The 6894-nt window shown below is 65.4% G+C and carries 7 protein-coding genes and 2 pseudogenes; 4 read left to right on the top strand and 5 right to left on the bottom strand.

Going from position 1 to position 6894, the window contains the following annotated elements:
• Positions 1–87: 87 nt before the first annotated feature.
• Positions 88–705, bottom strand: a complete 618-nt coding sequence (locus tag G3436_RS23895; protein ID WP_163950245.1) for a LysE family transporter — start codon at positions 703–705, stop codon at positions 88–90.
• A gap of 115 nt (positions 706–820) precedes the next feature.
• On the opposite strand from G3436_RS23895, the gene G3436_RS23890 reads away from it, so the two are divergent.
• Entirely contained in the window at positions 821–1723 is a 903-nt protein-coding gene (locus tag G3436_RS23890) for a LysR substrate-binding domain-containing protein (RefSeq protein ID WP_243667289.1), read from the top strand.
• Here the strand turns inward: G3436_RS23890 and G3436_RS23885 are convergent.
• Positions 1678–2246, bottom strand: a pseudogene (locus G3436_RS23885) (D-Ala-D-Ala carboxypeptidase family metallohydrolase); the annotation flags it as partial. The gene G3436_RS23890 and the pseudogene G3436_RS23885 sit on opposite strands and share 46 nt — an antisense overlap.
• Positions 2247–2332: 86 nt before the next feature.
• On the opposite strand from G3436_RS23885, the gene G3436_RS23880 reads away from it, so the two are divergent.
• The gene (locus G3436_RS23880; protein WP_163950242.1) at positions 2333–3460 is read left to right on the top strand and encodes a hypothetical protein; all 1128 of its coding nucleotides are present in this window, start codon (positions 2333–2335) and stop codon (positions 3458–3460) included.
• Between the two features lie 111 nt (positions 3461–3571).
• Here the strand turns inward: G3436_RS23880 and can are convergent, their stop codons facing one another.
• Positions 3572–4210 carry a carbonate dehydratase gene (can, locus tag G3436_RS23875; RefSeq protein WP_163950240.1) on the bottom strand — a complete coding sequence of 213 codons (639 nt, stop codon included), beginning with the start codon at positions 4208–4210 and terminating at the stop codon, positions 3572–3574.
• A gap of 118 nt (positions 4211–4328) precedes the next feature.
• On the opposite strand from can, the gene G3436_RS23870 reads away from it, so the two are divergent.
• Complete coding sequence (locus G3436_RS23870; protein WP_163950237.1) at positions 4329–4652, top strand: serine kinase/phosphatase; 324 nt, start codon at positions 4329–4331, stop codon at positions 4650–4652.
• 4 nt (positions 4653–4656) lie between these two features.
• On the opposite strand, the gene rimI is transcribed toward G3436_RS23870, so the two are convergent.
• A complete protein-coding gene (rimI, locus tag G3436_RS23865; protein WP_163950234.1) occupies positions 4657–5109 on the bottom strand; it encodes a ribosomal protein S18-alanine N-acetyltransferase in 453 nt (150 codons plus the stop codon).
• Positions 5102–5883: pseudogene (locus G3436_RS23860) on the bottom strand (energy transducer TonB). Before G3436_RS23860 ends, rimI begins: the two are co-directional and overlap by 8 nt.
• Positions 5884–6050: 167 nt before the next feature.
• On the opposite strand from G3436_RS23860, the gene G3436_RS23855 reads away from it, so the two are divergent.
• The coding region (locus G3436_RS23855) for a hypothetical protein (protein WP_163950231.1) at positions 6051–6894 on the top strand (844 nt) is incomplete at its 3' end.

Raw genomic sequence — 6894 nt, 5'->3', positions numbered from 1 at the left:
GCAAGCAGCTCCCACAGGGTGAACAGTGATCTTCGGCGCAGTGGTGTACCTGTGGGAGCTGGCTTGCCAGCGAAGAGGCCGGTTGCGTCACCGCACATTCACCAACACTACCGCCAGGCCCAGCCCGATCAGCGCCACACCGATCACCCGGTCCACCACCCGCTGGCGCCGCAACATCGCCCGGCGCAACACCTCACGGGAAAAGAACAGCGCCACCAGGCTGAACCACGCCCAATGCGCCACCGACATGAACGCCCCATACGCAAAGTTCAACCCCAGCGAACTGCCCGGCTGCACCACCTGGCTATAGGCACTGACCACGAACAGCAGGGTCTTGGGGTTCAGTGCGTTGGTCAGAAACCCCAAGGCGAACGCGCTCAGCGCACTGGGCCGAGCCAGCGCACCGTCCTGTTCGAGCGACAACCGCGTGGTAGTGCGCAACGACCCATAGCCCAGGTAGATCAGGTAACCCGCCCCCAGCACCTTCATCGCCATGAACAGCCCCGGCGACTGGCTGATCAGCACCGCCACGCCCAGCACGGTGTACAGCACATGCACCTGTACCCCGCAGGCAATCCCCAGCGCCGCCAGCAAACCACTGCGCCGTCCAAAGGCGTAACTGGCGCGGGTGACCATGGCAAAGTCGGCCCCGGGGCTGATCACCGCCAGCACGGTAATCAGGGCAACGGCAAGCAATTCTCCCACCTTCGATCCTCCAGCAAATTGCACAGATCATTCTGTGCACCGCCATTATCGAAAGCTTCAGCAGGGCAAAAAAGCGATTTATAGTGGCGTAAATCCGCTAGTTTTCCTCACACATATGAAACTGCCCGCCCTCGCCGCCTTTCGCTACTTCGATGTCGCCGCACAAACCGAAAGCTTCGTGCGCGCCGCCGAGCGCCTGAACGTCACCCATGGCGCCGTGAGCCGCCAGGTACGCCTGCTGGAAGAGTCACTGGGCGTGCAACTGTTCGAGCGACGCAACCGCGCAATCTTCCTCACCCCCGCGGGGCGTGCGTTGCACGACACCACCGTGTCGGTGTTCGAGCAACTGCAGGCCAGCGTGCAGCGCCTGCAACAACAGGCCCGTGAAGACGTGCTGGTGCTGTCGTGCGAGCCGACCATCGCGATGAAATGGCTGATCCCGCGCCTGCCCGCGTTCCACGCGGCACACCCGGATATCCAGCTGCACCTGGTGGCCGCCGGCGGGCCGCTGGACTTCGCCCGCAGCAACGTCGACCTGGCGCTGCGCCGCGACGACTTTCACTGGGACGCCAGCCTGCACAGCCTGAAGATCTGCGACGAGGCCGTGGGGCCGGTGTGTCGCCCTGACCTGGCCCTGCCTGCGCAGGGCCTTGCCGGGCAGCGCCTGCTGCACAGCGCAACGCGGCCCGAGGCCTGGCAGCAGTGGCTGCGCCTGAGCGGGCAATCGGCCGAGGGCAGCCCGCGTGCCGACTATGAACATTTCTACCTGTGCATCCAGGCGGCGCTGGCCGGGCTCGGGGTCGCCCTCGCCTCGCGCCTGATGGTGCAGGACGAACTCGCCAGCGGCCAACTCTGCGCGCCCCATGGCTTCACCGCGGACGGCTCGGCCTATTACCTGCTCAGCACCCGCCCCTTCGAGCCCGGCGCGCCAGGCACGCGGTTCGCCGACTGGGTAATCGGTGCCAGCGCTGCACAGAACGACGACCCCACACTGAGGTCGCCACCCCAGGTGCGGTAGCCCGCCGTATCGATATGGATGCGCCCAGACGGGTAGCGGCCCAACCCCATGTTCCAGGCCGGCCCCTGGGTTTGCCAGAACGTGCACAGCGGGCGTGGGTCGCTCCAGGCCGGCAGCAGCAGGTCGAGCGCAAACGCGCGCGTATGGGCGCTGTCGCGGGCCCCGCCGGCACAGCGGTTGAGCGTGGGGTTGCGATAGGCCGACACCACTTCAAAGCCCTTCAGCCGCTGCTGGTCACTCAGCGTCTTGAGCAACTGCAGTGTCGAGCGCACCGCCGGCCACTGCGCCGGCGCGCCACCGCAAAGGGTTCGGCGCCGCACAGGCGCCAGTCGCTGGCCGAGCGCAGCAGTTGGTACAGCGGCACCACGCCATACAGCCGCGCCTGCACCAGCATGTCGCGAAACCCGCGGGTGTCGTGGCTGGCGGTCCATTGCGCGAACAACCACAGGTCGCGCTGCTCGGCGTGGGCCGGCAAGGCCCCCAGCAAACCGACACACAACGCAATGTTTCGATACCTGCTCATTGGCTCACCTCTTCCCCTTTCCCTGAGAACTCCCCCAGTATGGCAAGCCTCCCACCCACCGGGAGCCATTCGACAAGGAGTTGAACATGCGTACACGTTTTGCCCTGGGCCTGATTGCCCTGGCCGCCAGCAGCAGCGTGCTGGCCGATGCCCATATCGCGCTGGGCACCCAGGAGCGGGTAACCCGGCTGTTTGCCCACCCCAACAACTGTGGCGTGATCTGTTATCGCAACTGGAGCCTGGAACGGACCGTGGAGCACTACCTGACCCAGAGCGTGCAACGAGACGGCTATGCCGGGGCCACGGTCAAGGTGCAACGCGACAATGACCAGCTGTACGCCGATATCCGCGGGGTGCCGGCCAGCTACAGCGCACCGCTCAAGGCGCTGCTCGACAGTGGCGACCTGGCCTACAGCGGTGCCAGCCGGCTCCTCGACGAGGGCAAGTGGGCCTACAACTGGTCACTGTTCCTGCCGCTGGGCATGGCCCTGGAAAACCGTCGCAGCATCGAGCTGCTGCATTTTCCGCCGGACTACTCGCTGACCCAGGCGCAGGACTACCTGCGCTCCAACACCACCGACCGCTGGGCGCAGTTGCTGACCTTCAACGGTATCCCGGCCGAGCAGACCCCGGCGTACCAGACGATCGTGGACATCGCCCCGATCGCCGCACCGGCCAGTGCCGGCAAGGACCTGGAAGGCGTGTACGGGTACTTCAGCGACTATCAGGTGCAGATGGTGCGCGAGGTCACCCGCACGGCGCAGGGCACCAGCTTGCCGATGGTGGCGTTTGGCGCGCCGGTGCGCAGCTGGATCCAGCAGCAATACGGCCCCCAGGTGAATGTACTGGGCCTGGTCAGCATCGCACCGACGCCAGGGCAGGCGGTGGCGGTACTGGGTTCGAACCACCCGAGCGCAATCTGGTATGCCGCAGACCCGAAGAACAATGACAACGATCAGGACAAGGCCGATGCGGCCGGCCTGCGCATGATGGGGCAGGACCTGAGCGCGGCGTGCTGGCAGGCGGGCATGGGGCGCAACCCGGCGGCAGATGCGCAGGCAACCCTGGGGGCGTGCACGCAGAAGTGGCAGGTGACGGCGAAGAAGCAGACGTGCGAGCTGTTTTTCCGCACGGTGCGCCAGATGACGCCGGAGCAGGCCAAGGCCAAGTGCAATACCGGGGTGATGACGCGCACGCTGCGGGTATTGCAATAGTCCTGTTACGGCCTCTTCGCTGGCAAGCCAGCTCCCACAGGGTTAGCAGTACCCTTGAGACAGGCGCTGTACCTGTGGGAGCTGGCTTGCCAGCGAAAGACGCGACGCAGGTTAGTCCTGGGCGCGCAACCGGTACTGCGGCGGCAACTGCTCGAAGCCGCTGATGGTGGTGTTCAGGCTTTTCCACAGGCCATCCTTGATACCGTAGATGCACCCATGGATCGACAGGCTCTGCCCACGGTGCCAGGCGTTCTGCACGATGCTGGTATGCCCCACGTTCGCCACCTGCTGGATCACGTTCAGCTCGCACAAGCGATCGACCTGCTCTTCCTCGGTCGCCAGCTTGGCCAGCTCGACCCGGTGCTCGTAGTACACATCGCGAATCGCCCGCAGCCAGCCATCGATCAGGCCCAGCTGGCGGTCCTGCATCGAAGCCCGTACCCCACCGCACCCATAATGCCCGGTCACCAGGATGTGCTTGACCTTCAGCACATCCACCGCGTACTGGATCACCGACAGGCAGTTCAGGTCGGTGTGCAGCACCACGTTGGCCACGTTGCGGTGCACGAACAGATCACCCGGCAGCATGCCGACGATCTCGTTGGCCGGCACCCGTGCATCCGAGCAGCCAATCCACAGGAATTCCGGGGTCTGCTGACGCGCCAGCTTGGCGAAAAAGTCCGGATCTTCCTGCTTGATCGCATCGGCCCAGCGTGCGTTGTTATCAATCAGTTCTTGTAGATCGTGCATGTTCAAGCCTCATGGAGATGCGCATGTGTGACTGGCGTGAGCCCGTCGGGGTCACGCCTTTGAATCTTCGCGCCCGTGGCCGGTCCACCCTTTACACGCCACGTTCAGGAGAATAGCCATGAGCCAGTCACGCCGCCCGCCGCATGCACCAGAGCCGGCACCGATCGATACGATCGAAGACCAGATGGGTTCGGTCGAACCCTTGAACTTCGACACCGAAAACCCCGCCACCGATCCGCATTTCGACCCCAGCGACGACGACCTCGAGCCGCAGACCCTGATACCCGAAGACGGTGCCCGCTCACCCCGCGAGGCCGGTGGCAACCACCCGGCCGACTGGGACCTGAGCGTAGTCGATGAAGACGCCATTGGCGGCGGCAACGGCCTGGACGAGGCAGAACTGGCGCGGCGTTACCCGCTGGACGGCAAGCGCGAGCGCTGAAACGCTATTCGAACAGGGTGCAGGCCATGACCAGCGCGTCTTCGCGCCCACCCGCCACCGGGTAGTAGTCACGCCGCCGGCCGATCTCGTTGAAGCCAAAACGCTCGTACAGCCGGTACGCCGACTGGTTGCTGGCACGCACTTCCAGGAAGCATTCGCGGCCATTGCTGTCATAGGCGCGCTTCATCAGCTCTTCAAGCAGCCGCAGGCCCAGGCCACGGCCCTGGCTTTCAGGCTTGACGGTGATGTTGAGCAGGTGCGCCTCGTCGATGATCACATTGATCACGCCATGGCCTACCTGCTGCTGGCCTTCGAACATCAGCCAGATTTCGTAGTTCTTGAGGCCATCGACAAAGATGCCGCGGGTCCACGGATGACTGAACGCCGCGTATTCGATCTTCAGTACCGCATCCAGATCCGCCTCGGTCATGCGGCGAAAGCTGATCGTGTCACTCATTGCGTGGTTTCCAGCGCGCCATCAGCCGGCGCATGGCTTGCCAGACGTGCGCCTTGCGGCTCGGCTCGTCCATCAACACTTCAAGGCCGGGCAAGGCCCAGCAATTGCCCAGGCCCTCCACCGGCAGTTCACGGTAGTACGCCTGCTCGTCGGCTTCGCCGGCAAACCGTATCGCCGGCAGGCCCACCAGCCACAGGCAGTTGCAGGGCGCCTCTTCAAGCCGCGCCTGGATAAACCCCTGTACGAAGTCCCGTGCCGCCATGGGCCCCTGGTCGAGGGTGCCGCGCACCAGCAACGGCCAGCGCACCGGCTCGCCGATGATCTGCGGGCTGTCGGGCAGGCCGGCGGCACGCAGCATGTCCTTGAGCAGCAGGTACGAAGGGTCGCGGCTCTGGAACGGCTGTCCGGTGGCCAGTTCGACCAGGATCAGGCAGTCCCCGGCGCGCAGCAGTTGCAAGGCAAAGCGCGGCGGTGGCACCACCACCGGCTTGACCTGCGCCGGGGCCTCATCGGCGTCGGCTACCGGTTTGCTGGCAACTTGGAGGTGACCGTCGGTCGCGGGATCTCGATTTTTGGCCGTTCGCTCGGCCTGGCCGCAGGCGCCGCTGCCTTGGCCGTAGCCACCACCTGTACCACCGGCACCTCGACCAACGGCGCAGGCACCACCAGCAGCTCGGGGCGCGACGGGGCAGCGAACGGCAGTTCGGCACGCGGCAGCCAGTGCACCACTTGCATGGCGTTCAGGTAAGCGCGGCGGCGGGACTCGATAAGCAAGGGACGGCCATCTGTGGATAAGTCAGGGCGACCATTCTACCGCCGTTGCGACAGCGTTGCAGCGCAGAAAACCGAACGGCAACAGCGGCAAACGATCAGGGGGTGAATCGCAACCCCCTTGATGCAGTACAATCGGCGCTTTTATTTGGCAACGAGTCGACCCGCCAATGATCGAACCCAAGCGCGTCCTGCGCGCCCTAGCCGAACACTGGGCCCTGCTCGAGCCGTTGTGCGAGCGCTTCGACGGGGGCACCCTGAGCCTGGCCGAGCTGCGCGGGCAACTGGCCGCACAACAGCTCGACAGCACGCCCCAGGACATCACCAGCCTGCTGGATGTATGGATTCGCCTGGACATCCTGGTCCCGGTGGCCAAGAGCCCGAACCGCTTCGAGCTCAATGCGCAGATCCACGACTTCCTGGCCTACCTGCGCCGCGAGCACCGCCTGGGCCTGTGCCTGGAGATCGAAGCCTACCTGCGCCACCTGGAGCGCCTGGCCGGGCATATCCAGGACGCCTTCGACATTCGCGACGGCAACGACCTGGCGCGCCAGCTGCGCCTGCTCGACATGCGTGTGCGCGACGTGCTGAAAAAGCTCGACAACGACGAACAGGCGCTGGTCGGCGTGGCCGAACGGGCCAAGACCAGCGACCGCCAGATCCCGCTGCGCCAGCGCTATGCCGAAGTGCTGGCGACCTGGGACGAGTATGTCGAGCCGATGATCCAGCTGGTCAACGCCGACGGCGCCTTCGAGCAGGGCGTACGCAAGGTCGAGACCGTGCTGCTGCGCCTGCTGGGCGAGCAGGCGCGCCTGGGCCACCTGGTCGACGACGACATGCTGCTGCGTACCCATGCGCGCATCCTCGAAATGCAGACCAGCGCCCAACTGACCCTGCGCCACGCACGCGAGCTGCTGCTGCCGCTGCGTGAAGAGGCGCGCCGGCACAACGCCGTGACCCGCGGCGCCGCGCTGGCGCTGTCGGTGATCCGGCGCAAGGGCCTGGACGCCGTAC

Source organism: Pseudomonas brassicae, assembly GCF_010671725.1.
Lineage (GTDB): Bacteria > Pseudomonadota > Gammaproteobacteria > Pseudomonadales > Pseudomonadaceae > Aquipseudomonas > Aquipseudomonas brassicae.
Note: the sequence above shows the minus strand (reverse complement) of the source record. Positions and strands in the feature narration are given on the sequence as shown.

Bases quoted from the DNA above. Each gene is read 5' to 3' on its own strand.
- G3436_RS23870 (WP_163950237.1), top strand. From the start codon at position 4,329: ATGAGCCAGTCACGCCGCCCGCCGCATGCACCAGAGCCGGCACCGATC.
- G3436_RS23890 (WP_243667289.1), top strand. From the start codon at position 821: ATGAAACTGCCCGCCCTCGCCGCCTTTCGCTACTTCGATGTCGCCGCA.
- rimI (WP_163950234.1), bottom strand. From the start codon at position 5,109: ATGAGTGACACGATCAGCTTTCGCCGCATGACCGAGGCGGATCTGGAT.
- G3436_RS23880 (WP_163950242.1), top strand. From the start codon at position 2,333: ATGCGTACACGTTTTGCCCTGGGCCTGATTGCCCTGGCCGCCAGCAGC.
- can (WP_163950240.1), bottom strand. From the start codon at position 4,210: ATGCACGATCTACAAGAACTGATTGATAACAACGCACGCTGGGCCGAT.